Origin of the sequence: Pseudoalteromonas sp. C8 (genome assembly GCF_011378685.1) — a bacterium.
GTDB classification, from domain to species: Bacteria; Pseudomonadota; Gammaproteobacteria; order Enterobacterales; family Alteromonadaceae; genus Pseudoalteromonas; species Pseudoalteromonas arctica.
Genome location: NZ_WTKT01000023.1, coordinates 39,750 through 63,178 on the forward strand (window position 1 = coordinate 39,750; position 23,429 = coordinate 63,178).

The 23,429-nt window shown below is 40.3% G+C and carries 20 protein-coding genes; 17 read left to right on the top strand and 3 right to left on the bottom strand.

The genetic code is table 11. The features are described 5' to 3' along the window. Window positions 1-30 precede the first annotated feature (30 nt). The 13 genes from thrA (at window position 31) to GQR39_RS18065 (ending at window position 15,501) form a co-directional block, all read left to right on the top strand. The gene (gene thrA / locus GQR39_RS18005) at window positions 31-2,448 is read left to right on the top strand and encodes a bifunctional aspartate kinase/homoserine dehydrogenase I (RefSeq protein ID WP_165722047.1); all 2,418 of its coding nucleotides are present in this window, start codon (window positions 31-33) and stop codon (window positions 2,446-2,448) included. A gap of 9 nt (window positions 2,449-2,457) precedes the next feature. Further along, on the top strand, window positions 2,458-3,393 hold the full coding sequence (gene thrB / locus GQR39_RS18010) for a homoserine kinase (protein ID WP_165736261.1): 936 nt from the start codon (window positions 2,458-2,460) through the stop codon (window positions 3,391-3,393). Between the two features lie 11 nt (window positions 3,394-3,404). After that, window positions 3,405-4,688: a threonine synthase gene (thrC, locus tag GQR39_RS18015; protein WP_165736262.1), complete on the top strand. Its 1,284-nt coding sequence runs from the start codon at window positions 3,405-3,407 to the stop codon at window positions 4,686-4,688. Window positions 4,689-4,957: 269 nt separating this feature from the next. Further along, window positions 4,958-6,214, top strand: a complete 1,257-nt coding sequence (gene glyA, locus GQR39_RS18020) for a serine hydroxymethyltransferase (RefSeq protein ID WP_024593690.1) — start codon at window positions 4,958-4,960, stop codon at window positions 6,212-6,214. A 104-nt stretch (window positions 6,215-6,318) separates the two neighbouring features. Next, window positions 6,319-6,768: a transcriptional regulator NrdR gene (gene nrdR / locus GQR39_RS18025; RefSeq protein ID WP_002961761.1), complete on the top strand. Its 450-nt coding sequence runs from the start codon at window positions 6,319-6,321 to the stop codon at window positions 6,766-6,768. Between the two features lie 166 nt (window positions 6,769-6,934). Then, complete coding sequence (ribD, locus tag GQR39_RS18030) at window positions 6,935-8,059, top strand: bifunctional diaminohydroxyphosphoribosylaminopyrimidine deaminase/5-amino-6-(5-phosphoribosylamino)uracil reductase RibD (protein WP_165736263.1); 1,125 nt, start codon at window positions 6,935-6,937, stop codon at window positions 8,057-8,059. A gap of 27 nt (window positions 8,060-8,086) precedes the next feature. Beyond that, a complete protein-coding gene (locus GQR39_RS18035) occupies window positions 8,087-8,740 on the top strand; it encodes a riboflavin synthase (RefSeq protein ID WP_024608327.1) in 654 nt (217 codons plus the stop codon). 29 nt (window positions 8,741-8,769) lie between these two features. Then, window positions 8,770-9,882, top strand: a complete 1,113-nt coding sequence (ribBA, locus tag GQR39_RS18040) for a bifunctional 3,4-dihydroxy-2-butanone-4-phosphate synthase/GTP cyclohydrolase II (protein WP_024608328.1) — start codon at window positions 8,770-8,772, stop codon at window positions 9,880-9,882. Between the two features lie 100 nt (window positions 9,883-9,982). Then, window positions 9,983-10,447, top strand: a complete 465-nt coding sequence (gene ribE, locus GQR39_RS18045) for a 6,7-dimethyl-8-ribityllumazine synthase (RefSeq protein ID WP_007587130.1) — start codon at window positions 9,983-9,985, stop codon at window positions 10,445-10,447. Window positions 10,448-10,462: 15 nt separating this feature from the next. Next, window positions 10,463-10,873 carry a transcription antitermination factor NusB gene (gene nusB, locus GQR39_RS18050; RefSeq protein WP_007587129.1) on the top strand — a complete coding sequence of 137 codons (411 nt, stop codon included), beginning with the start codon at window positions 10,463-10,465 and terminating at the stop codon, window positions 10,871-10,873. A 46-nt stretch (window positions 10,874-10,919) separates the two neighbouring features. Further along, entirely contained in the window at window positions 10,920-11,894 is a 975-nt protein-coding gene (gene thiL, locus GQR39_RS18055; RefSeq protein ID WP_007587128.1) for a thiamine-phosphate kinase, read from the top strand. Beyond that, window positions 11,891-12,376, top strand: a complete 486-nt coding sequence (locus GQR39_RS18060; protein WP_007587120.1) for a phosphatidylglycerophosphatase A — start codon at window positions 11,891-11,893, stop codon at window positions 12,374-12,376. Before thiL ends, GQR39_RS18060 begins: the two co-directional genes overlap by 4 nt. Before the next feature lie 38 nt (window positions 12,377-12,414). Continuing rightward, window positions 12,415-15,501 (top strand): ligand-binding sensor domain-containing diguanylate cyclase, encoded by a 3,087-nt coding sequence (locus GQR39_RS18065; protein WP_165736264.1) that lies wholly within the window; start codon window positions 12,415-12,417, stop codon window positions 15,499-15,501. 73 nt (window positions 15,502-15,574) lie between these two features. On the opposite strand, the gene dxs is transcribed toward GQR39_RS18065, so the two are convergent. The 3 genes from dxs to GQR39_RS18080 form a co-directional block, all read right to left on the bottom strand. Next, window positions 15,575-17,437, bottom strand: a complete 1,863-nt coding sequence (gene dxs / locus GQR39_RS18070; RefSeq protein WP_165736265.1) for a 1-deoxy-D-xylulose-5-phosphate synthase — start codon at window positions 17,435-17,437, stop codon at window positions 15,575-15,577. A 105-nt stretch (window positions 17,438-17,542) separates the two neighbouring features. Beyond that, entirely contained in the window at window positions 17,543-18,430 is an 888-nt protein-coding gene (gene ispA / locus GQR39_RS18075) for a (2E,6E)-farnesyl diphosphate synthase (protein WP_007587115.1), read from the bottom strand. A gap of 2 nt (window positions 18,431-18,432) precedes the next feature. Continuing rightward, window positions 18,433-18,675 (bottom strand): exodeoxyribonuclease VII small subunit, encoded by a 243-nt coding sequence (locus GQR39_RS18080; protein WP_002961738.1) that lies wholly within the window; start codon window positions 18,673-18,675, stop codon window positions 18,433-18,435. Window positions 18,676-18,996: 321 nt separating this feature from the next. Here GQR39_RS18080 and pomA point away from each other — a divergent pair, with 321 nt between their 5' ends. The 4 genes from pomA to GQR39_RS18100 all read left to right on the top strand — a co-directional run bounded on the left by pomA (window position 18,997) and on the right by GQR39_RS18100 (window position 23,338). Further along, a complete protein-coding gene (pomA, locus tag GQR39_RS18085; protein WP_007587114.1) occupies window positions 18,997-19,764 on the top strand; it encodes a flagellar motor protein PomA in 768 nt (255 codons plus the stop codon). A 2-nt stretch (window positions 19,765-19,766) separates the two neighbouring features. Beyond that, window positions 19,767-20,687 carry a flagellar motor protein MotB gene (locus GQR39_RS18090; RefSeq protein WP_007587113.1) on the top strand — a complete coding sequence of 307 codons (921 nt, stop codon included), beginning with the start codon at window positions 19,767-19,769 and terminating at the stop codon, window positions 20,685-20,687. A 151-nt stretch (window positions 20,688-20,838) separates the two neighbouring features. Then, window positions 20,839-21,327 (top strand): hypothetical protein, encoded by a 489-nt coding sequence (locus GQR39_RS18095; RefSeq protein ID WP_010554575.1) that lies wholly within the window; start codon window positions 20,839-20,841, stop codon window positions 21,325-21,327. A 70-nt stretch (window positions 21,328-21,397) separates the two neighbouring features. Then, window positions 21,398-23,338: a DNA topoisomerase III gene (locus tag GQR39_RS18100; protein ID WP_165736266.1), complete on the top strand. Its 1,941-nt coding sequence runs from the start codon at window positions 21,398-21,400 to the stop codon at window positions 23,336-23,338. Window positions 23,339-23,429 lie beyond the last annotated feature (91 nt).

Consider the following 23,429-nt stretch of genomic DNA (forward strand, 5'->3'; position numbering starts at 1 on the left):
TTTCGTTTTATGGGATGAGGAACATAAACAATGCGAGTTTTAAAATTTGGTGGGTCTTCGCTTGCCGACTATGCATGCTTACAACAGGTAGCTCAGCTAGTTAAAGCACAATTAAAAGATGAAATGCTTTTGGTACTTTCTGCTCCAGGTGGAATGACCGATTCGCTAGTTGCACTTGCAAGTGCTGCAGAACAAGGCTCTGACTTTTCGCAGCAATGGCAAGCATTAGTTAGCCGCTGTGAAGGTTTGAAAGCTGACGTTGAAAAAAGTGGTGTAGTAGTTACAAGTTGGCCAAACTTAGGCGAGCTTAAAAATAAACTAGATGGCGTATCACTTATACAATGTTGCCCTGATCAAGTTCGCGCATTTGTAATTAGCTTTGGAGAGCGCGTTAGTGTTTCTTTAATGCAGGCTTTATTGAACTCGCACGATGCAAGATACTTAGAAGCAACAAGCTGTATCGCTTCAACTGGCGGTTATATCGACGCCGAGGCTGATTTAGTAACAAGTAAAGCGCGCTTTCAAGCTGTGCTTAAAGAAAGCCCTGCAACTATCTATATCATGCCTGGTTTTACAGCGAGTAATGACAAAGGTGAACTTACAACGCTTGGCCGTAATGGCTCAGACTACTCAGCAGCAATTGCAGCAGCATGTTTAGAAGCTGAAATTTGCCAAATTTGGACAGACGTTGATGGTGTATACAGTGCTGATCCTCGTTATATTAAAAAAGCGACTAAAGTAGATTTTTTATCTTATAAAGAAGCGATGGAGCTTTCTTACTTTGGTGCAAAAGTACTTCATCCTAAAACAATTTTGCCGTGTGCTAAAGCCGGTGTGCCGTGCGAAATTAAAAATACGCATAACCCAGACGCACAAGGCTCATTAATTGGTAACGATTATTCATCAGATGAGCCAGTAAAAGCGCTTTCGAGCCTACAAGACCTTGCAATGCTAACTGTCTCAGGGCCAGGCATGAAAGGCAAAGTAGGTATGGCGTCTAAGGTATTTAACGCGCTTGCTCACGATAACGTATCAATTGTATTGATCACGCAGTCATCATGCGAATTCAGCATTAGCTTTTGTGTACACGAAACAGACCTAGCACTTGCACTTGATGCGCTACAAACCGCATTTGAACTTGAATTACAAGCAGGGCTTATTGAGCCTGTACAAGTGCAGCGCAATTTAGCCATTGTTACTTTAGTGGGCGACAACATGCGCGCGCACCGTGGCTTAGCGGCTAAGTTTTTTGCATCGCTTGCACAAGCGCAAGTAAATATCGTGGCAATTGCACAGGATTCTACAGAAAGTGCTATTTCAGCAGTAATTGATGGTGAACTTTGTAACGACGCCGTAAAAATATGCCATGAAAACTTTTTCACGCATGTGCCGTCAATTGATGTGTTTTTACTAGGTTGTGGCTTAGTAGGGCAAGAGCTTATTAATCAGCTTGAACGTCAACAAGCGTGGCTTGAAAAGCGTAATATTAAACTCAACTTGTATGGTGTTGCTAACTCTCGCCAATTACACCTTGATAGTGAAGGTATTGCTTTTGGTGATTGGCAGCAAAAATTGGCCTCATCTGAGCAGGCGTTTGATTTAAAACTAGTAGAGCAGTTTGTTAAGCAAAATCATTTAGTAAACCCTGTGCTTGTTGATTGTACGTCGTCGGATGCACTTGCTGCGCAGTATGTAGACTTTTTAAATGCAGGTTTTCATGTGGTTGCTGCCAATAAAAAAGCAACAACAAGCTCATACACGTATTACCAAGATTTAATTGCAGCAACACAAAAAAATAATCGTAAATTTTTATACGAAACAAACGTTGGTGCAGGCTTACCAGTAATCGACAACTTACAGTCATTATTTGGTGCCGGTGATGAGTTATTAGAGTTTAGCGGTATTTTATCAGGTTCACTTTCGTATATGTTTGGCGCACTTCAAGATGGTTTATCACTTTCTGAGGCAACTATTAAAGCCAAAGAAAGTGGCTTTACTGAGCCAGATCCTCGTGATGATTTATCGGGTACCGATGTCGCACGTAAGTTATTGATCATCGCTCGCGAAGCCGGTATGAAATTAGAGCTAAGCGATATTGAAGTTGAGTCAGTATTACCACCAGGTTTTGCACAAGGTGATAGCGTTGATGAGTTTATGGCAAAACTACCAAGCTTAGATGCTGATTTTAACGACCGTATCAAAAGCGCTGCGAGCGAGGGTAGGGTACTTCGCTATGTAGGCACAATTAAAGAAGGCCACTGTAAAGTAGGTATTGAAGCGGTAGATGCAAAGCATGCGCTTAGTGTCATTCGTGATGGTGAAAACGCACTGGCTATTTTAAGCCAATACTACCAGCCACGTCCGTTTGTAATTCGTGGTTATGGCGCCGGCTCGGAAGTAACAGCCGCGGGTGTATTTGCTGATATTTTAAAAACGTTGTCGCGCTAGGAGCTCGTTATGATTGAAGTATATGCTCCGGCGTCTATTGGTAATTTTGCAGTGGGCTTTGATGCCCTTGGCGCAGCGCTTGCGCCAATTGATGGCAGTTTGTTAGGTGATGTAGCCGTTGTAAGCGCCGCACCAAGCGATGAGTTTATTTGCACTGGCGAATACGCTCATAAGTTACCCAGTGATGCTAATGAAAATTTAGCGTACCAGTGTTTAGTGCATTTTAGAGCGCATGTTGCGCCTACTATGCCAAGCGTAAAGCTCGAGCTTAAAAAGAACTTACCAATTGGCTCAGGGCTTGGCTCTAGTGCATGTTCGGTCGTGGCTACCTTTGCTGCCCTTGATAAGTTTGCAAAAACTAATTTAAGTCAGGTTGAGCTTATTGAGCTTATGGCTGACTTTGAGGCTGTGGTAAGCGGTGGTCGCCATTACGACAACATTACGCCATGTTATTTAGGTGGTTTGCAATTAACCGGTGATTTAATCCCTGATAAATCGATTGCACTGCCTGTTGATAAAAGTTGGTACTACGTTGCTGCGTTTCCTGGTTTTTCACTCAACACTGCAAAAGCGCGCTCGGTTTTACCAAAAGAGTTGAGCATGCATGCAAGTGTTGAATTTGCTCAGCGTTTGTCGGCATTTAGTAGCTTACTGTTAACTAGCCGTTTTGACGATGCGCTAAGCATAATGAAAGATGAAATAGCAGAACCTTACCGCGCACCGCTCATTAAAGGCTTTAGTGAAGCCAAAGCAAGCTTGCCAGCACTGGGCGCTGAAATAGTCAGTATTTCGGGCGCAGGGCCCACCTTGTTTAGCGTATGTAAAACACTTGAAGCTGCACAGCAATGCGCGCAGTGGTTAGAAACCAATTACATTAACGAGCAAGGCTTTTGCCACATTTGTAAATTAGATAACGACGGCACGCGTCAATTAACAGTTTTATAGGATAGTTAGTCATGCAATTACATAATTTAAAAGATAGCTCACAAAAAGTGTCGTTCGTTGAAGCCGTAAAAACAGGTTTGGGTCGTAACCAAGGTGTATTTTTCCCAGAATCACTGGCCCCATTGTCTGATGTTGATGCATTGCTTGATATGGACTTTGTTACGCGCAGCGGCAAAATATTATCGCACCTAATTGGTGATGAGCTACCAAGCGATACTGTGGCGCAAATGGTTAAAAATGCATTTAACTTTCCAGTTAAGCTGGTGGAAGTTGAAGAGAACACATACTGTTTAGAGCTGTTTCATGGTCCTACACTTGCGTTTAAAGACTTTGGTGGTCGCTTTATGGCAGAGTGTTTAACGCAGTTTAACAAAAACGAGAAAGTAACTATTTTAACAGCAACATCGGGCGATACCGGTGCAGCTGTAGCGCATGCTTTTTACAATAAACCAAATATCGATGTTGTTATTTTATACCCTAAAGGCAAAATTTCACTTGCTCAGCAAAAGCTATTTACTACGCTAGGTAACAATATTCATTGTTACGCAGTTGAGGGCAGCTTTGATGATTGCCAAGAGCTAGTTAAAAATGCCTTTTTAGATGAAGAAGTTAAATCAACACTTGGGCTTAACTCAGCTAATTCAATTAATATTAGCCGTTTAGTTGCTCAGGTTTGTTACTACTTTGAAGCCATCGCACAGCTACCAAAAGAAAAACGCGCAACAGCACATATATCAGTACCTAGTGGTAACTTTGGTAATGTGTGCGCCGCAATGATTGGTGCGGTTATTGGTTTACCTGTAGGTAAATTAAGCGCAACAACAAATCAAAATGATACTGTGCCGCGCTTTATGCTTGATAAAAACTGGACGCCAAACGCAACGCTTGAGTCGCTTTCAAATGCGATGGATGTAAGTAAGCCAAACAATTGGCCGCGTGTACAAACAATGTTAGATAATAACTGGTTTAGCTACGATAATTTTTATTCAACAAGCGTAAACGAGCAAGACACGCAAGCCGTGATGAAAAAAATTCAACAAACGGGCTATGTTGCAGAGCCTCATACTGCTATTGCTTACCAAGGTCTTGTTGAAAATCGTGCGCCGGGTACTGCGGGTATCTTTTTAGCGACAGCTCATCCTGCTAAGTTTAAAGAAAGCGTAGAGGGTATTCTAAATATTGAATTAGGTATGCCAAAACCACTTGCTGATGCACTAGCAAAACCATGCCTAGCAAGCGATATGAACGCCGATTACGACGCGTTACGTACCGAAATGCTCGCTAAACTAGGCTAAGTTAAATTACAAGGAAAAGCGGCTTGAGCCGCTTTTTTTATAACTTTATACGGATGAATACACTTAGTTATATTTACTAATTAAATGTAGTAAATATAATTCATTTAAAATTATTATGGCTTTATAAAAAAATATCATCTTAAAAGAGCTGTGAAATAGTTCCAATCCCTGTTTAAATATCCTCAACTTAAGAGCGTAGGCAAAGAGTCGTTTAAAGCGTACAATAAAGCCTCTAAAAAACACCATACACGTTGCCCTAGGAGACCCCAATGTTAGAACGTAGCATGAATATTTCGGATTTTGATCCAGAGTTATTTGACGCGATAACCAAAGAAACTGCTCGCCAAGAAGAGCATATCGAACTAATCGCTTCAGAAAACTACTGTAGCCCACGCGTACTAGAAGCGCAGGGTTCACAGCTTACAAACAAATACGCAGAAGGTTACCCTGGCAAACGTTATTATGGCGGTTGTGAGCATGTTGATGTTGTTGAGCAATTAGCAATTGACCGTGCTAACGAGTTATTTGGTTCTGACTACGCAAACGTACAGCCACATGCTGGTTCGCAAGCTAATGCAGCTGTTTTTCTAGCATTATTAGACGCTGGCGATACTGTATTAGGTATGAGCTTAGCTCATGGTGGTCACTTAACTCACGGTTCTCACGTAAGCTTCTCTGGTAAGCTTTACAATGCAATCCAATACGGACTAGATGAAGCAACGGGCGAAATTGATTACGCACAAGTTGAAGCACTAGCACTTGAGCACAAACCAAAAATGATTATTGGTGGTTTCTCAGCGTACTCAGGTATTGTTGATTGGGCTAAATTCCGTGAAATTGCTGACAAAATCGGTGCTTATCTGTTTGTTGACATGGCTCACGTTGCGGGTTTAATTGCGGCAGGTGTTTACCCAAGCCCTGTTCCTCATGCACACGTTGTAACTACAACTACGCATAAAACACTTGCAGGCCCTCGTGGTGGTTTGATTATTTCTGCATGTGGCGACGAAGCAATCTACAAAAAGCTTAACAGCGCTGTTTTCCCTGGTGGCCAAGGCGGTCCTTTATGTCATGTTATTGCAGCAAAAGCAGTGGCATTTAAAGAAGCACTTCAACCAGAGTTTAAAGTATACCAAACACAAGTTGTTAAAAACGCAAAAGCAATGGTTGCTGTAATGCAAGAGCGCGGCTACAAAATCGTTTCTGACAAAACTGAAAACCACTTATTTTTACTTGATTTAATCGATAAAGATATCACTGGTAAAGATGCAGATGCTGCCCTAGGCAACGCTAACATCACAGTTAATAAAAACTCAGTACCGAACGATCCACGCTCACCATTTGTAACATCTGGTTTGCGTATTGGTTCTCCTGCAATTACTCGTCGTGGTTTTACTGAAGTAGAATCAAAAGAGCTTGCTGGCTGGATTTGTGACGTACTAGATAACATCACTGATGAATCTGTACAGGCGCAAGTTAAAGAAAAAGTAAAAGCAATTTGTGCAAAATTACCTGTTTACGCTTAATTGCATAAGCAGTAGTAATTGAGAGCACATAAGCCCTAATTTTTGCTAAGATAAAAGACCGCTATTTAGCGGTCTTTTTTGTTTTAAAACGGAAGTACCGAGCTATGCATTGTCCATTTTGTACCGCAAAAGATACTAAAGTTATTGACTCACGCCTTGTTGGCGGAGGCCATCAAGTTCGCAGGCGTCGTGAGTGTAACGACTGCCACGAGCGCTTTACTACATTTGAAGGCGCTGAACTGGTTATGCCTCGTGTTATTAAACAAGACGGCAGCCGCGAACCATTTAACGAAGATAAACTTTTAAATGGCTTGAATCGCGCACTCGAAAAACGCCCAGTGAGCACCGAGCAAGTAGACGAAGTAGTGAATATAATAAAATCGCAACTACGCGCAACGGGTGAGCGAGAAATTTCAAGCCATTTGGTGGGTGAATGCATTATGGAAGCCCTCAAAAAGCTCGATAAAGTAGCGTACGTAAGATTTGCCTCTGTTTATCGCTCGTTTGAAGATATACGCGAATTTGGCGAAGAAATTGCCCGCTTAGGGGAGTAATACCAATTTTATTAAAAACATGATCATTCTATCGCATTAAATAGCGCACTCACTGCGTTAAAAATTATTCATATAGAACAACTATATGTCATAATTTTCGCCTTGTTATTGCGCTATTTTCTTAGCGCTATAATAGACCACTTATTTAACGCAATTGGTATAATAAATGCTGAACCAAGTTCCTTTTACCGAACATGATGAAATGTATATGGCACGCGCCATAGAGCTTGCCAAAAAAGGCCGTTTTACTACCACGCCTAACCCTAATGTTGGCTGTGTATTAGTTAAAAATAATCAAATAATTGGTGAGGGTTTTCATCAATTAGCTGGTCAAGGTCATGCTGAAGTAAATGCACTGGCAATAGCTGGCAATAATGCAAAAGGTGCAACGGCTTATGTAACGCTTGAACCGTGTAGTCATTATGGGCGTACGCCACCGTGTGCTGAAGGCTTAAAAAAGGCGGGCGTTGTAAAAGTAATCGCCGCTATGGTTGATACAAACCCACAAGTTGCAGGCAAAGGCCTTAAAATACTGAGCGATGCCGGTATTGAAGTTGCTTATGGATTACTTGAATCACAATCTCGCGCACTTAACGTTGGCTTTTTTAAGCGAATGGAACAAGGCTTACCTTATGTGACCTGTAAAATGGCAGCAAGCATAGATGGTAAAACAGCGCTTAAAAATGGGCAAAGTAAGTGGATCACAAGTCCCGCTGCTCGCCAAGACGTACAATTATATCGAGCGCAAAGCTGCGCTATTTTAACCGGTGCCGATACCGTGTTAGTAGACGATGCTAAACTTAATGTGCGACTAAGCGAGTTGCCTTGCACGCTACCTACCGATTTACCGCTTCGCCAGCCCGTGCGTGTTATAATTGATTCACAGAATCGTTTAAAGCCCAACCTTGCTTTATTTAAAATCCAAAGTGATGTAATAATATTTACGACTAAGGTTGATAAATCACTGCAATGGCCGCATTTTGTAAAGCATATTGAAGTAAGTGAAAGTAACGGCAAAGTTGATTTACAGGCTGTTTTAGAAAAGCTTGGGCAACTGCAGTTTAATAATGTTTGGCTTGAGAGCGGAGCAACACTTGCTGGTAAAATGACAGAGCTTGATTTAGTTGACGAGTTTGTTTTTTATTTGGCGCCTAAATTAATGGGCCATGATGCAAAAAGTTTAGTTAATTTTCCTGAATTGACGAGTATGCAAAACACCGTTGATTTAACATTTAATGAATGTGCGCGCATTGGTGACGATTTACGTATCACCGCGTTAAAAACTCATTAAAATCACTTAATAAAAAAGAGTAGCGCTATGTTTACTGGGATAATAGAAGCCACAGGCAAAATTGCTTTATTACAAAAAAAACAAGGCGACTTAGCCATTCGTATCCAAAGTGCTGACCTTGATATGGAAGACGTAAAGCTAGGCGACAGCATTGCAACCAATGGCGTTTGCTTAACCGTAGTTGATAAACATATTGACGGTTTTAGTGCTGATTTATCTAACGAGACGATCGGTTTAACCGGTTTTGCTCACTATGCTTTAGGGCAAACGGTGAATCTTGAAAAAGCCATGCAACCTGTTTCGCGTTTAGGCGGTCATTTAGTATCTGGCCATGTTGATGGCATAGCAACTATTACAAGCATTACAGCAAACGCTCGAGCAACAGAATATTGGCTTACAACTGACGAAAATTTAATGAAATACATCCCGTACAAAGGTTCGGTATGTATTGATGGTATAAGCCTGACAGTAAACGCTGTAGAAGGTAATAAATTCAAATTAACAATTGTCCCACATACGAGTGAGCAAACCACAATTGCTCACTTTAAAGTAGGCACTCAAGTTAATTTAGAAGTCGATCAAATTGCACGTTATTTAGAGCGCCTTATAAAAGGTGCAGAGCAACCAACGGGCTCTGATATTTCGATGAGCTTACTCGCTAAAGCGGGTTTTATTAAATAACGAAACTGATAACTTATACGAGCAAATTTATGAATTTACACAGCGCACAAGAAATCATCGACGATATTAAAGCCGGTAAGATGGTTATTTTAATGGATGATGAAGATAGAGAGAATGAAGGCGATTTAATTATTGCCGCAGAGCATATTAGTGCACAAGCTATTAATTTTATGGCCACTCATGGCCGTGGCTTAATTTGTTTAACTATGACGCAAGAGCGTTGTGAGCAACTTGATTTACCTTTAATGGTTAAAAATAATGGTGCTGCATTTTCGACTAACTTTACAATGTCGATAGAAGCATCAAAGGGTGTTACTACAGGTATTTCAGCAGCAGATAGAGCGCGTACAGTGCAAGCGGCTATAGCTAAAGGCGCAGTACCAAGTGATATCGTGCAGCCTGGTCATATTTTTCCAATTATGGCACAACCTGGCGGCGTATTAACTCGCGCAGGACATACTGAAGCTGGCTGTGATTTAGCGCGTTTAGCTGGGCTTGAAGCATCATCTGTTATTGTTGAAATACTTAATGCCGATGGCACCATGGCGCGTCGCCCTGATTTAGAAGTTTTTGCGAAAGAACATGATATTAAAATGGGCACTATTGCTGATTTAATCGAATACCGTAACTTAAATGAAACAACAATTGAGCAAGTTGCAAAATGTAAGTTACCAACTATTCACGGTGAATTTGATTTAGTTACTTACAAAGACACAATTGACGGCCAATTACATTACGTATTGCTTAAAGGCGATATAAAAGAGCAAGAACCGACAAATGTACGTGTACATTTGCAAAGTACCTTTAACGATATCCTACTTTCAGATAGAAGTGCTGACCGTAGTTGGGGCCTTTCAGAAGCAATGGCTTATATCGCTAAAAATGAAGGTGCTTTAGTTATTTTAGGTAAGCAAGAAAGCACTGAAGAATTAGAGGCAACTGTAAAAGCATTCGCAGCAGCTGATGCTGGCGAAAGCGTTACGCCTCGTAAATTCAAAGGTACATCTCGTACTGTTGGCGTAGGCTCGCAAATACTTGCAGATCTTGGAATTAAACAAATGCGATTAATGAGTCGCCCTAAAAAGTACCATGCACTTTCGGGCTTTCATTTAGAAGTTGTTGATTATGTTGAGCCACAATAAGCATCACGCTTAAACTAGGCTATTATTTTATTTTTATGGTATGATGCGCAGCAATTTTTGCGCAATCGCAACCGCTTGAACTTATTTTTAGGGTTATCAAATGAAAATTATTGAAGGTAGTAAGTACGCTCCTGGCAAAAAGTTTGCCATTGTCATTTCTCGTTTTAATGACTTTATCGGTAGCAGCCTCCTTGCAGGTGCTGTTGATGAGCTAAAACGCACTGGTGGCGTATCTGATGACGACATTACCGTTATTTATGTACCAGGCGCGGTAGAATTACCTTTAGCGGCTAAACGCGTTGCGGCAAAAAAAGAGTATGATGCAATCATCGCATTAGGCGTAGTGATCAGAGGTGGTACACCACACTTTGACCTAGTTGCTGGCGAATCAAACAAAGGTCTTGCGCAAGTATCACTTGAGTATGATATCCCGGTTGCATTTGGCGTATTAACCACAGAAAGCATTGAACAAGCAATTGAGCGTGCTGGCACCAAAATGGGCAATAAAGGCGGCGAAGCTGCTTTAGGCGCGCTTGAAATGGTTAATGTGTTAGATAAAATTTAAGTTTAAGGAATTTTTGTGAAACCAGCAGCAAGACGTAAAGCACGTATCTTAGCACTCCAAGCCGTTTATTCTTGGCAAATAAGTGGCAATTTAATTGCCGATATCGAACAACAAATGTTGATCGAAACAGACGTTACTAAAATTGATGTTGAATACTTTAAAGATTTAGCGACGGGTGTTGCTGTAAATTATAAGCAACTAGACGAAGCTGTATCACCACATTTAACACGTCCGTTTAATGACTTAGATATGGTTGAGCGCGCAATTTTACGTTTAAGCAGCTATGAGCTTAAGTTCCGTGAAGATGTACCTTATAAAGTTGCTATCAACGAAGGTATTGAGCTGGCCAAAATATTTGGCGCTGAAGACAGCCATAAATTTGTAAACGGTGTACTTGATAAAGCTGTTAAGCATTTACGCAAGTAAGTAAACCGTTAAAGAGGGGAGCCGGCATAGGCCGGCTTTTTTGTGTATGAAGGAATTTGAATTAATTAACCGCTACTTTAAAGGTCGCGGGATCACCCGTCGTGATGTAAACCTAGGTATAGGGGATGATTGCGCTTTAGTAACCGTTCCACAAAACTGCCAACTTGCCGTTACAACAGATACTCTTGTTGCTGGCGTACACTTTTTTGATGATATTTCCCCTCGTGCATTAGGTCACAGAGCGCTTGCTGTTAATTTAAGTGATTTAGCGGCAATGGGCGCTGAGCCAACATGGGTTTCAGTTGCGTTAACCTTGCCAAGTATTGACCCACAGTGGATTGAAGAGTTTACTGAAGGCATGCATGAAATTGCAGAATACTTTAATGTGCAAATTATAGGTGGCGATACCACGCAAGGCCCATTAACTATCACTATTTGTGCAAAAGGGACTGTACCAGAAGGTACTGCACTTCGCCGTAGTGGTGCGAAAGTGGGTGATTGGATTTATGTTACAGGTCCGCTAGGTGACGCTGGACTTGCAATTGAGTCTCGCAAACAAGGTATAAGTATTGAGCCAGAACATTTAAAGTACTTAAATAAGCGCTTTGACTTTCCAACACCGCGTGTTGCTGCAGGACAGGTATTGCGAGGTCTTGCATCATCGGCTATTGATGTATCGGATGGTTTAATCGCTGATTTAAGTCATATACTTGATATGTCGCAAGTAAATGCAGTTGTGAATATTGAAAGTATTCCGACTTCAGATGCAATGCAAGCAAGCCTTGATTTTAATCAGCAGCTGCCATTTATTCTCAGTTACGGTGATGATTACGAATTAATTTTTACTGTACCTGATAGCAATAAAAGTATGCTAGATATAAAACTGCGTCAATATGGTGTAGATGCAACATGCATAGGCCAAATTAAAAGTGGCGATGGTCAAATTGAACTTTTACACAACGGTGAAAAGTTTGATTTTAAGCAGCAAGGTTTTGAGCATTTTGCAAAGGAGCTGGTTTGAACAAAAACCGAAAGTTTAATTTAAAGCGCCCACATCAGTTTTTTGGTTTGGGTTTTGGTACTGGGTTAGCCCCTAAAGCACCTGGTACATTTGGCACTTTTGCTGCACTGCCATTCATTTTTATGACTATGTATTATCCGCTATGGTTGCAAATTGTGTTTGCCGTAGTGATCAGTATATTTGGTATATGGGCCTGCGGTAAAACGGCTGATGATTTAGGCGTGCACGACCATCCTGCTATTGTATGGGATGAAGTGGCAGGCTATTACATTACAATGATTGGTGCAGCACTTAGCTGGCAAACATTACTCGTTGGTTTTTTGTTATTTCGCTTTTTTGATATAGCAAAACCTGGCCCAATCCGTATGCTAGACAAACGAGTACATGGTGGTTTAGGTATTATGGCTGATGATATACTTGCGGGCGTTTTTTCGCTTATATGCTTACAGGCGCTAATAAAAGTGGGCTTACTACCCTTTTAATTTTTTATATTTGATTTGTTTAACTAGGTGGCAGCAATATGATGCGATTTTTACTGGTTTGTGTACTGATGTTGTGCGCGACACCAAGTTGGGCTTCAATTAGTGATTACGTAGTTAAGCAATGGAATATAAAAGATGGTCTACCTTCGCAATCACTTAAAAGCGTAGTACAAGACCAGCAAGGCTATATGTGGTTGGGTACTCAGTTTGGCTTAAGCCGTTTTGATGGCACAACGTTTACAAACTACAACACGCAAAATAGCCCGTTCTTGCCTAGTAATGGTATTAATAAACTTTTAGTCGATTCTAGTGGCTTGTTGTGGGTAGGTACTAAAAGTGGCTTGGTAGTTATTAATCCTGCCACATTTGCAGCACAAGAGTTTAATATTAAAGGTCCAGTAAGAGATATTCTTGAGGACTCTAAAGGCAGCATATGGATTGCGGCTAATGGTTTATACTATGTAGATAGAGGGCAAGTTGATTTACGCACTCAAGTAAATGGTCCCCTACCTATTGTTAATGCTACCGTAATTACCCAAATTGTTGGCTCTGTTAGCCAAATGGCACTCTCTCCTGAAGGTATTTGGCTGGTTAATGATCGTCATTTATTACGCCTTACTAAAAACTCATCAGATTTCTCTAAACTACGTTTAGAGCTTACCGCTAAAATATCGTTACCAGAGCGCTTAGCGCAAACCATAGTGCACGATTTATCATTCTTAAACGGTAATTTGTATATAGCCTCTGAGCTAGGTGCATACTTTTTAGATTTAGATGACGAACTAAGACCTTTTCCTTTACCTAATGCAAATAACTCAGCCGTTTATAAGTTTATGAGTGATACCGATGGTGGCTTATGGGTTTCGACTTATGGACGTTTATTATTTAGAGATAAAACCGGTGAGTGGCAATGGGTAGAGCCAAGCCAACTTGATCAAAGCATATGGTTTGCTGATATTTTTAGAGATGATAAAAATAACGTTTGGTTAGCAAGTTTTAGTGAAGGCTTATGGCTTGCCCATGAAGGGCGGGTAGAAAGGCATTCAGCAGTTTCAGATATGACCGAGTCTGTTATGGCTATCAGCCAAGCTCCTGATGGAAAACTGTGGGTTGCTAACAAAAGCGGCATTGGTTATTTCGATTTAGATAAAAGTTTTATTAATTTAGTTCCAAGTAGTAAATATGGATACGCGTCAGTACACGATCTACAATTCGATGGTGAACGATTATATATAGCCACGGGGCGCGGCTTATTTGTTTTTGAAAACAAGACACTCTATACCATCCCTGGTCGAGCGCTTCGCGATAACCCGGTATTTGCAATAAGTCGCTCTAGTAAAGGCGGTTTTTGGATTGGTACCGGACGCGGTTTATATCGATTAAATTATGCTGGTTTAACGCCTTTTGCATATAACGCTTTTTTAGGTAGTAAGTTTATTACCTACGTATTGGATAAAACAAACTTTGGTGTGATTGGTACTAGTAAAGGCGCATATTACTTTACAGACCGCGGCATTGAAAAAATTGGTGACCAAACAACACTTGAAAGTGCATACGTAACTAGCGTGTTACATATAGATGGCGTGGGTATTTTGATCGGCTCTCTTAACGATGGGCTTTTTTACAGAAGTACGCAAGGGCAGTGGCGTCAACTCGATGCAGCTAATGGTTTACCGTATGGGTCTATATTTAGCCTAGAATATGATGAAAAGTTAAAGCATGTTTGGGTAAGCACCATGAAAGGTGTTTACAGAATGCCTGTAGAGCAATTTAAAACAGAAATAAAAAGCTTAAAAGTTGAAGAAGTCATTTCATCTTTTGACCGTCAACTCGATGGTAAAGCGAATCAATGTTGTAGTGGACTTGGGCATGATGCGGTAGCAGACACCGGTAATTCTATTTGGTACCCAAGCTTACAAGGTGTTGTTGAAATACCTAAAAACGTAGAGCTATTTGGTGTGCTTGCATTAAAGCCAACAATAGAAACAATAACAACGCCACTTCGTCATTTAACTACCGCTGCGCTTGGTAAAAAACCATCATTAGAAACAGACGAGCGTGATATAACGCTAACTTACACAGCTATTGATTACTATGCACCAAACAGTATTGAATTTAGATATAAACTAAGTGGCTTAGATAGTGATTGGCGCTATGCTAATACGCGACGTGAAGCTATTTATACTAACTTGCCTCCAGGCTCGTTTTTGTTTCAATTAGAAGCTAAGCGCCAAGGTGAAGACTGGACTAAAGCGCAAGAAGTAGAATATGGTTTTGTAGTGCCTGAGCGATTTGATGAAACTATTTACTTTAGGCTTTTAATTACCAGTGGCTTTATTTTGCTTTTCTACCTTATTTTTTGGGTGTTTAGAGCGCAAGAGCGTAGAAAACAAGAAGCATTAGAGGGCTTGATCACCGAGCGTACCTTAGAGCTTCGTCAAGCTAATGATAAATTAGGCCAAGTGAATTCACAGCTTAAATTAGTTAGTCACTCAGATGAGCTAACAGGGCTGCGTAGCCGTCGCTTTTTGTTTGATCAACTCCCTAAAGATATCGAACACTTTCAACGTAATTCACAATCGCTGCAGGCACAAGGCAAGTCACTGGTGCTGGTAATTATTAACTTTGATAACTTCAGCCGTATCAATGATGCCTATGGCCCAATTGCAGGTGATAGCTGCTTACAGCAAATGGCTGCATTATTAAATTCGCGTACGCAGGGTTCTGACTATGTGGCACGTTGGAGTGGTGATGAGTTTTTACTATTATTACGTGATTTTAAATGCAATAAAATAGACAGCTATGCTTCAGATCTTTGTAAAGTAATAGCGGCTAATTCATTCCAATTACCAAATGGAAAAACAACTAATATCACGGCATCAATTGGTTGGTCATTTTATCCATTACCACTTTTGGGTGGGCAGGTAATTAGCTGGGAGACATCTATTAACCTAGCAGATATTTCACTACACCAAGTTAAAAAGCGCGGTGGTGATGGTGTTGCAAATATTACGTTTGATGATCAGCTTGATGCATTTGAGTTTGAACAAAATTCTAACGTTGATCAACAATTAGGTATTTTACAAAGCAATGGCCTAGCTGATATTAAAGTGTGGATGCGCTGATCAGCAATATTTGATATTAAAAAAGGAGCCTAGGCTCCTTTTTTAATATGCTCAACTTTAGATGTATAGGAAGTTAATTAATAAACGCTTTAATAGCGGTTAATATTCCTTGCTCGCCTAACCCCATTTCATCGTGCATTTCATCTTGGGTGCCGTGTTTAATAAACTCATCAGGAATACCTAAGTTAAGGATATTAATATCAGCTTTTTGCGTTGCTAAGAATTCGTTAACTGCAGAGCCGGCACCGCCAGCAATCGCATTATCTTCAAGCGTAACAATTACATCGTGGCTAGTTGCAAGCTCATTTAAAAGTGCGGTATCAAGTGGTTTAATAAAACGCATATTAACAAGCGTTGCATCTAATTCATCTGCAGCAAGCTGTGCATTTTCAAGTAATGTACCGAACGATAAAATGGCAATTTTACTGCCTTTCTTAATTGTATCTGCCTTACCTATTTCAAGCAGTTGCATAGTGCTTTCAATGTCTGCAGTACCTGCACTACCGCGAGGGTAACGAACAGCAACTGGGCAATTTGCTTTATAGCCGGTGTACAGCATTTGACGGCACTCGTTGGTATCGCTTGGTGCCATAATTACCATATTTGGAATGCAGCGCATAAAGCTTAAATCGTACGCACCTTGGTGAGTTTCACCATCGGCTCCAACAATACCAGCGCGGTCAATGGCAAATAATACAGGTAAGTTTTGCAGTGCAACATCATGTATTAATTGGTCATACGCACGTTGTAAAAAGCTCGAGTAAATAGCAACTACAGGTTTTAAACCTTCACAGGCAAAACCAGCAGCTAAAGTAACAGCATGCTGCTCTGCAATGGCCACATCAAAGTATTGATCTGGAAACTCTTTAGAAAAACGTACCATGCCTGAACCTTCGCGCATTGCAGGCGTGATAGCCATTAACTTGCTGTCTTGTTCGGCCATATCGCATAACCAATCACCGAATACTTTTGAAAAAGTAGCAGCACTAGGTTTAGATTTAGGCAGGCTAGTTGTTCTCGGATCGAATTTTGGTACACCATGGTAGCCAATAGGATCGGCTTCAGCCGGTTTGTAGCCCTTACCTTTTTGCGTTTTTATATGTAAAAGCTGTGGACCTTTTAAGTTACGCATATTACGTAATGTATCTACAAGCATGTTTACATCGTGGCCATCAATAGGGCCGATGTAATTTAGACCTAATTCTTCAAAGAAGGTACCCGGGATCATCATACCTTTAATATGCTCTTCCATTTTACTGGCAAGTTGCTTTACCGGAGGCACACCTGAGAGTAACTTTTTACTACCTTCACGAATGTTAGTATAAAAGCTACCTGATAAAATTCGAGCAAAGTGATTTGTTAATGCGCCAACATTTTCAGATATCGACATTTCGTTATCATTTAAAATAATAAGCATGTCTGATTTTACATCGCCTAAATGATTCATCGCTTCAAATGCCATGCCTGCGGTTATAGCTCCGTCACCAATAATGGCTACAGACTTTCGACCTTTACCTTCTTTTTGTGCAGCAATAGACATACCTAAAGCAGCTGAAATAGATGTGCTTGAATGGCCTACGCTAAACGTATCGTATTGGCTTTCATCGCGAAAAGGAAAAGGGTGCAAACCATCTTTTTGGCGAATAGTGTGCATTTGGTCGCGACGACCAGTAAGAATTTTATGCGGATAAGCTTGATGACCCACATCCCAAACTAGGCGATCGTCTGGAGTGTTATAAACATAATGCAGGGCAACGGTTAGTTCAACCGTCCCTAAACCAGACGCTAGATGACCGCTACTTTGCGATACTGAGTTGAGTAAATAATCGCGCAGCTCATTGCTAAATGCAGGGAGTTTGTCTTGCGCTAAGTCACGCAATTGGGCTGGCTCGTCAACCAAATTAAGTAATGGATACTTGCTACTATCAAGTGTCATGGTTTTATATATATCCTTCGCTAACATTAATTAATTCAAAGCTTTTACGAATAATTAATGTTGAGTAATAATGTCAGTGCTAATTGCAATACGTATGAGCAAAAATTAGTGGTCACGCTCAATTAGGTAATTTGCTAGCGACGCAAGAAGTGTTGTGTCAGCATCTATATTTGCTAACGCTTCATGGGCTTGTTGTATTAAATTTTGCGCCTTTTCTTTAGCGCCTAGCATACCTAATAACGCCGGATATGTCGCTTTATTCGCGGCAATATCGGAGCCTTGTGGCTTTCCTAAAATAACTGTATCGCCTTCAACATCTAAAATGTCGTCGTGTACTTGAAATGCTAGCCCTATAGCATACCCAAAAACACTTAAATTTTCTAAGGTTTGTTGATCAGCCTTTTCACTGCACAGTGCACCAAGTGTAATTGCGCAATTAATTAGAGCCCCGGTTTTTAGCTTATGTATTCGCTCAAGCTCTTGTACGGTAATTACTTTATCAGTTGCTGCTATATCAAGGCCTTGTCCGCCAACCATACCCTGAAGGCCTGATGCGTGGGCAAGTGTAGCAATCATTTTTACTTGTGTTTGCGATGAGCATTCAAATTTGTGATTCGCAATAAGCTCAAAAGCAAGAGTTTGAAGAGCATCACCGGCTAAAATTGCATTTGCCTCGCCAAACTCTATATGACAAGTAGGGCGTCCGCGGCGTAAGTCGTCGTCGTCCATTGCTGGTAAATCATCATGGACTAACGAATAGCTATGAATACACTCAATTGCAGCAGCAAGTACGTTTAAGTCTTGATGGTTTGCGCCGAGCATTTTACCTGTGGCATAAACTAAAAATGGACGTAATCTTTTACCGCCATTAAATAATCCATACTGGGTGGCGTTCTTTACCGTTTCTTCTGTATCGAGAGGCTGGTTAAAATGCTGTTGTAAGGTCGCTACTACATCTTTTTGAGCACGTTCAATATGATTTTTTATGCTCACAGCTATTCCATATCATTATCAAAATTTGTAAGTACTGACTTTTCGCCATTCCCCATCAAAATTGATACTTTTTGTTCTGCTTGCTGTAATTTCCCTGATGAAGCACTTGCTAATGCAATTCCACGCTCAAATTGCTTTAACGATTGCTCAAGCGATAAGTCACCTTGTTCCATGTCACTAACGATTGTAGATAATTCTTCTAGTGCTTGTTCGAAACTTAAGTTTTCAGGTTTTTTAGTCGCCATCTTTATTTCAGCTTACATAATAAATTTAGGGGTCAATTTTAGGGGGAATGCTAAACTAGGTCAAAGGATGATATTGGTTTTTTACCTTTATAACGTTAAATTATATTTCAAGTGCATTAATAAAGCCTTAATAGCGGTCTGTTGGTTTAATAAATCAATTGATAATTAGGTAGCCCTTATAACTTGATCTAAGATAGTGCTAAAGGCTGCTTTTTATGTTTATTTATAAAAATGGCTTAAGCAATTCAATATGTTGCCGATAAGCAGTTAATAATAAAAGTTTATGATAAGGCCATTAAGCATGAAACTTCTGGAGGAAATGTGGATTTAGCAACCATAATCGGGATCCTAGGCGCAATTGGCTTAATTGTCATGTCTATGTTTATGAGTAGTAGCGGTGAAATGGCTATGTTTTACAATACCCCGTCTGTGGTTATTGTATTTGGTGGTTCACTCTTTATTGTTTTATCAAACTTCACTATGTCGCAATTTTTGGGGATAGGTAAAGTTGTTGCCAAAGCGTTTATGTTTAAAATCGAAACGCCAGAAATACTTATCGAAAAAGCAGTAGAACTTGCGGATTCAGCTCGTAAAGGCGGTTTTTTAGCACTCGAAGAAGCTGAAATTCCAAACCCCTTTATGCGCAAAGGCGTCGATATGCTCGTTGATGGCCACGACGCAGATGTAGTTCGCGCTACACTTCAAAAAGATATTTCTCTAACCACGACTCGCCATGAATTGGGCGCGGGTTTATTTAAGTCGTTAGCTGATATAGGGCCTGCAATGGGTATGATTGGTACTCTAATTGGTTTGGTTGCAATGTTGTCTAACATGGATGACCCAAAGGCAATTGGTCCGGCAATGGCAGTAGCACTATTAACAACTTTATATGGCGCGTTTTTAGCCAATGTTGTGGCAATTCCTATTCAGGTAAAACTTGAACTGCGTAAAGACGAGGAAGCGATGAATCAGCGTTTAATTTTGGATGCTATTTTAGGTATACAAGATGGTCAAAATCCAAAAGTAATCGAAGGTATTTTGAAAAATTACTTAGCTGAATCTAAACGCAAAGTAGATACCGAGGAGTAACTATGTCTGATCAAGAGTGCAAATGTCCACCACCAGGTCTACCTGCATGGATGGGAACGTTTGCCGATTTAATGTCACTGTTAATGTGCTTTTTTGTACTCTTGCTCGCGTTTTCAGAAATGGATGTACTTAAGTTTAAACAAATTGCGGGCTCTATGAAGTTTGCTTTTGGCGTGCAGAATAAAATTGAAGTAAAAGACATCCCTAAAGGGACCTCTGTTATTGCCATGGAGTTTACCCCAGGCAAACCAGAGCCAACCCCAATAGAAACCATTCAGCAGCAAACAGTCGAAATGACTCAACAAATGTTAGAGTTTCAGGCTGGCGATGAAAGCTCAGCAGGCGGCAGGCAAGAACAGCGCGGGGATAAACGCGGTGGCGAATCTCGTAGTACCTCACAAGAAGAATCTTCTGAGCAAGCAACTTCAGCAGCCGATCAGGAGCAAACTAACGAGCTTGTTAAAAAGATAGCGCAGCAGCTTGAAAAGCAAATAATCGATGGCGCAATTGAGCTTGAGTCTTTAGGGCAGCAAATAATTATTCGAATTAGGGAGAATGGTTCATTTCCTTCAGGTAGTGCATTTTTACAACCTAAGTTTAAACCTATAATTCAAGATATCGGTGTGCTGTTAAAAGATGTACCCGGTGAAATAACAGTATCTGGCCATACAGATGATTTTCAGGTATCAAATGAGTTATATATTAATAATTGGGACCTATCATCAAAGCGTGCTGTAGCCGTTGCAAGTGAACTGCAAAAAGTCCAAGGATTTGATAAAACCCGAATGATGGTGGTTGGTCGAGCTGAAACACGACCACTTGTACCGAATGACACCGATGAAGATCGCCGCAGGAATCGCCGAGTAGAAATATCTATATTACAAGGTAAAGCAAAAGAGTCAGCTCCTATAGATGTAAGATAACTTTTATTGGCAAACACACTTATTTATCATAAAGTATGCTTTCTTTAACAAATGTAACGGAATAGTTTATGAAAAAGGTCGATAAGTTTAGTCATATGCCAGGAAATGGCGGTGGTAATGACGATGATGAAAAAAAACTTGATTAACTCTAATGCCTGAATGGTTTTTAAAGACTATATTGATATTAGATACTAGTTGGGTGTTTATTTTAAGCCCTGCTATTTTCATCTTTTATTTTAGAAAAGATTATTTGGCCCTGCGTTTCGCTTTAATTACAGCCGCTTTTTTTTTATATGGAACCATTATTCATCCTTACTTGAAAGAGTTTGATAATGGGATTTATGTTTATCGATACCTTGTTTGGGCCCTTAATGATATTGCTTGGATGGCACTCATCGCATATCTGGGTTTAAAAGATAAGGTTTATTTATGGCAATGCGTATTAGGTCAATTGGTTGTTATTATGGCACCAATTTTACAGCTATTTAGATTAGTCGACCGCCATTTATGGGATCTTTCTTATAGTACATACATTTATAAAACCTTATTGCCATTTATTAATATAGGCACCGTTGTTGTTTGTTATCTTCCGCTTATTTATATTTTAACAAAAGACAAAAAAAGCCCAGCTAGCCAATAGTTACAAAAAGTTCCCTCCTTTAAAATAGCTGTGCTAGACTACTGTTTATATAAACAGTGATGAGCAGGCTATGAAACTCTACATTGCAGAAAAACCTTCACTTGGACGCGCTATTGCTGATGCGTTACCAAAACCACATAAAAAATATGATGGTTATATAGAAGTCGCTAATGGCGATTGTGTATCGTGGTGTATTGGACATTTGCTAGAACAAGCAGAACCCGATGATTACGATGAGCGCTTTAAAAAGTGGCAGTTTGAACACCTACCTATCATACCTGAACAGTGGAAGTTAAAAGCCAAAACCAAAACACGTAAACAGCTCACTGTTTTAAAAAAATTAATTAAACAAGCCTCGCAACTTATTCACGCTGGCGATCCAGACCGTGAAGGCCAGCTACTAGTCGATCAAGTAATTGAAGAAGCTAAAATAAGTCAGGCTAAAAAGCAGAGTACGCAACGCTTACTCATTAGTGATTTAAACTTATCGGCGGTAAAGAAATCACTGGGTACTATGCGTTCTAATCGAGATTTTATTCCGTTAAGTGTATCTGCTTTAGCGCGCTCTCGTGCTGATTGGCTATTTGGTATGAATTTAACACGTGCATACACACTAGCTGGGCAAAAAGCAGGGTTTGGTAATGTGCTTTCGGTAGGGCGAGTACAAACCCCTATTTTAGGTCTTGTTGTTAATAGAGATAACGAAATAGCACACTTTGTATCTAAGCCTTTTTACGATGTACAGGCGCATTTACTTACTCCAGATAACCAGCCATTCATAGCTAAGTGGGTTCCTAGTAAAGCATGTGAGCCACATCAAGATGAAGAAGGGCGAATACTTAACAAAGCACTTGCACAAAATGTTGCTTCACGCATTACAAAGCAAAGTGCTGAGCTTACTTCACTTGACCAAAAACAAAAAAAACAAAGTGCTCCATTACCGTATAACCTATCTGCACTGCAAATAGATGCGGCTAAAGCATTTGGTATGCCAGCTCAAAAGGTGTTGGATATTTGCCAAATACTTTACGAACGTCATAAACTAATAACTTACCCACGCTCTGATAATCGTTATTTACCTAAAGATCACCATCAAGATGCATCTGCTATTTTTAAAGCTATAAGTGCTAATGGTGGGCAAAGCACCGAATTGGTAAATGGGGCTGATGTAAAAAAGCGTAGTAAATGTTTTAACGATTCAAAAGTGGCTGCGCATCATGCCATTGTGCCTACGGCTAAGCAGTTAAAGTCAGCGAGTTTGAGCGGTGACGAAGCGAAGGTATATCAATTAATAAGCCGCCATTACCTAATTCAGTTTTATCCCGACTATATATATAACGAAACTAAAGCAGAGATAACAATCGCTGGCGGATTATTTAAAGCAAATGCAAAACAAGATGTAAGCTTAGGCTTTAAGGTATTAATGGGTAAGTCTGAATTAAAAGATGAAGCTACGTTACCTCCTTTAACTAAAGGTATGCCTCTTTTTTGTGAGCAAGGCGAAGTGGTCGAAAAGCATACATCACCTCCTGCTTATTTTACCGACGCTACATTATTGGCTGCGATGACGGGCATTAGCCGTTATGTTAAAGATCCACAAATTAAAAAAGTATTAAAAGACACTGATGGTTTAGGGACTGAGGCAACACGTGCGGGAATAATCGAGTTGCTATTCAAGCGGCGCTTTTTAAAACGTGAAGGTAAGTCAATTAGAGCGACCGAAACGGGACTTGCCCTTATTAGCGTATTACCACAAGGTTTAGCGAGTCCTGATTTAACCGCAAAGTGGGAATCGAGCTTAGGTGATATCGCGCAGCAAGTAATGAGTTATCAGCAATTTTTACAGCCTTTACTTGCTGACCTAAATGGGTTTGTACAATTAGCAGCAAACTGCGATAGCAATGCATTTGCAAGGTTACCAAAAAGCTCACCTAAAAAACGCTTTGCTAAACGAGGTGGAAAAGCGACCTTTAAAAAGTCGAGTTATAAAAAAAGCTCTGTTGCTAGTTAGCTACAGAGCCATTTTATTAGACGATATTACTTAACCTGAACTCTGCTTGAGATATATTTATTATCCAGAATTCATATATGGTCTCCTCCAG

Coding starts and splice junctions, on each gene's coding strand:
- thrA (WP_165722047.1), top strand. CDS start 31: ATGCGAGTTTTAAAATTTGGTGGGTCTTCGCTTGCCGACTATGCATGC.
- thrB (WP_165736261.1), top strand. CDS start 2,458: ATGATTGAAGTATATGCTCCGGCGTCTATTGGTAATTTTGCAGTGGGC.
- thrC (WP_165736262.1), top strand. CDS start 3,405: ATGCAATTACATAATTTAAAAGATAGCTCACAAAAAGTGTCGTTCGTT.
- glyA (WP_024593690.1), top strand. CDS start 4,958: ATGTTAGAACGTAGCATGAATATTTCGGATTTTGATCCAGAGTTATTT.
- nrdR (WP_002961761.1), top strand. CDS start 6,319: ATGCATTGTCCATTTTGTACCGCAAAAGATACTAAAGTTATTGACTCA.
- ribD (WP_165736263.1), top strand. CDS start 6,935: ATGCTGAACCAAGTTCCTTTTACCGAACATGATGAAATGTATATGGCA.
- GQR39_RS18035 (WP_024608327.1), top strand. CDS start 8,087: ATGTTTACTGGGATAATAGAAGCCACAGGCAAAATTGCTTTATTACAA.
- ribBA (WP_024608328.1), top strand. CDS start 8,770: ATGAATTTACACAGCGCACAAGAAATCATCGACGATATTAAAGCCGGT.
- ribE (WP_007587130.1), top strand. CDS start 9,983: ATGAAAATTATTGAAGGTAGTAAGTACGCTCCTGGCAAAAAGTTTGCC.
- thiL (WP_007587128.1), top strand. CDS start 10,920: ATGAAGGAATTTGAATTAATTAACCGCTACTTTAAAGGTCGCGGGATC.
- GQR39_RS18065 (WP_165736264.1), top strand. CDS start 12,415: ATGATGCGATTTTTACTGGTTTGTGTACTGATGTTGTGCGCGACACCA.
- dxs (WP_165736265.1), bottom strand. CDS start 17,437: ATGACACTTGATAGTAGCAAGTATCCATTACTTAATTTGGTTGACGAG.
- GQR39_RS18080 (WP_002961738.1), bottom strand. CDS start 18,675: ATGGCGACTAAAAAACCTGAAAACTTAAGTTTCGAACAAGCACTAGAA.
- GQR39_RS18090 (WP_007587113.1), top strand. CDS start 19,767: ATGTCTGATCAAGAGTGCAAATGTCCACCACCAGGTCTACCTGCATGG.
- GQR39_RS18095 (WP_010554575.1), top strand. CDS start 20,839: ATGCCTGAATGGTTTTTAAAGACTATATTGATATTAGATACTAGTTGG.
- GQR39_RS18100 (WP_165736266.1), top strand. CDS start 21,398: ATGAAACTCTACATTGCAGAAAAACCTTCACTTGGACGCGCTATTGCT.